Source organism: Roseateles sp. P5_E11 (assembly GCF_054049355.1).
Map to the genome: position 1 here is coordinate 1 of NZ_JBFUMO010000883.1, position 1680 is coordinate 1680.

A 1680-nucleotide genomic window follows, 5' to 3' on the forward strand; every position below is an offset into this window, starting at 1 on the left:
CCTTCGACAACTCGACCCAGGCGCCGTTCGCATCGCCGGTCTCCAGCAGGGCCTTGCCAAGCCAGAAGCGGGCATCGACGAGCGACGCATCCTTCTGCAACGCGTTCTTGAACTCGATGACGGCCGCCTTGTATTCAGCCTTCTGCATGCGGGCCTTGCCCGACTCGACCATCTGCGGCGCCGACGGACCCCAGCAACCGGTCAGCAGCACCGAGGCCACGAGCACGGCACCGGCGAACCGCGCGGGTGTGGAATGCATCTTGTTGTTCATTTGATCTGCAACCGGTTCATCATGTCGTAGAGGGTTGGGCGGCTGATGCCTAACAGTTCGGACGCACGGACGATGTTGCCATCGGTGCGGGCGAGCGCCGTGATGAGGGCCTGGCGTTCGGCGTTTTCGCGCACGGTGCGCAGGTCCAGCGTCACGTTGTCATCGGCCGGTGCCGACGCCGGCCGCAGACCGAGGTCCACCGCCGCGATGCGGTCCTCCTCGGCCATGATGACGGCACGCTTGAGCATGTTCTGCAGTTCGCGCACATTGCCCGGCCAGCGATGCGCTTCCAGCGCTCGCACGGCATCGTCGGCCAGTGTGGGTACCGGGCGGCGCATTTCGGTCGCGAAGCGTCGCGCAAAGGCATGCGAAAGCAGCACCGGGTCGCCCACACGGTCACGCAGCGGCGGTATCTCGACGACGATCTCTGCCAGGCGGTAGTACAGGTCTTCACGAAAGCGACCGTCGACGATCCGGGCCTTGAGATCCTGGTGGGTCGCGCCGACGACGCGCACGTCGATGGGGATCTCCTGGCGGCCGCCGACACGCTCGATGACCCGCTCCTGCAGGAAGCGCAGCAGCTTGGCCTGCAAGGGCATGGGCAGGTCGCCGATCTCGTCGAGCATCAGCGTGCCGCCGTTGGCGGTCTCGATCTTGCCCAGCGTCGACTTGTTGGCGCCGGTGAAGGCCCCCTTCTCGTAGCCGAAGAGTTCGCTCTCCAGCAGCGTCTCGGGGATGGCCGCACAGTTGATGGCGACGAAGCGGCCCTTGCGCTTGGAGGCGTCATGCAGGCCCTGGGCGAGCACTTCCTTGCCGGTGCCGCTTTCGCCAAGCAGCAGCACGGTGGCGTCGCTGGGGGCCACCTTCTCGATCATGCGGCAGACGCGCTGCATGCCGGGGTCGCGCGTGATGAGGCCCGAGAAGACGTCGCTGCTTTGCTGCGTCTGCAGGCGGCGGTTCTCCTGCTGCAGCTCATAGAGCCGGTAGGCGCGCTCGACGGTCAGGCTGAGCACGTCGGGATCGACGGGCTTGGCGAGGAAGTCGTAGGCACCCATGCGGATGGCGCGCAGCGCATTGCCTTGGTCGTTCTGGCCGGTCAGCACGATGACCTTCACGCCGGGGTCGAGCTCCAGCAGCTTCTCCAGGCATCTGAAGCCCTCGGACACCGAGTCCCGATCGGGCGGCAGGCCGAGATCCATCGTGACCACCGCCGGGTTGTGACGGCGGAACTGCAGCACCGCGCTGGGGACGTCATCGGCCGTGACCGATTCGAAGCGGTCCAGCGACCACTTGAGCTGCTTCTGCAGGGCCAGATCGTCTTCGACGATCAACAGCGGCGCATGGCGAGGCGTGTTCATGGGTGCACCCTTCGGCCTGCGGCCTTGCCTGACCGACAGCGCGGCCAGGCG

The 1680-nt window shown here is 66.5% G+C and carries 2 protein-coding genes; both read right to left on the reverse strand.

What is annotated here, in order from left to right:
• On the reverse strand, window positions 1-271 hold a 271-nt coding region (locus tag ACXJKR_RS31715), incomplete at its 3' end, for a tetratricopeptide repeat protein (RefSeq protein ID WP_457326235.1).
• Window positions 268-1629 carry a PEP-CTERM-box response regulator transcription factor gene (gene prsR, locus ACXJKR_RS31720; RefSeq protein ID WP_056197184.1) on the reverse strand — a complete coding sequence of 454 codons (1362 nt, stop codon included), beginning with the start codon at window positions 1627-1629 and terminating at the stop codon, window positions 268-270. The genes prsR and ACXJKR_RS31715, both read right to left, overlap by 4 nt.
• Window positions 1630-1680 lie beyond the last annotated feature (51 nt).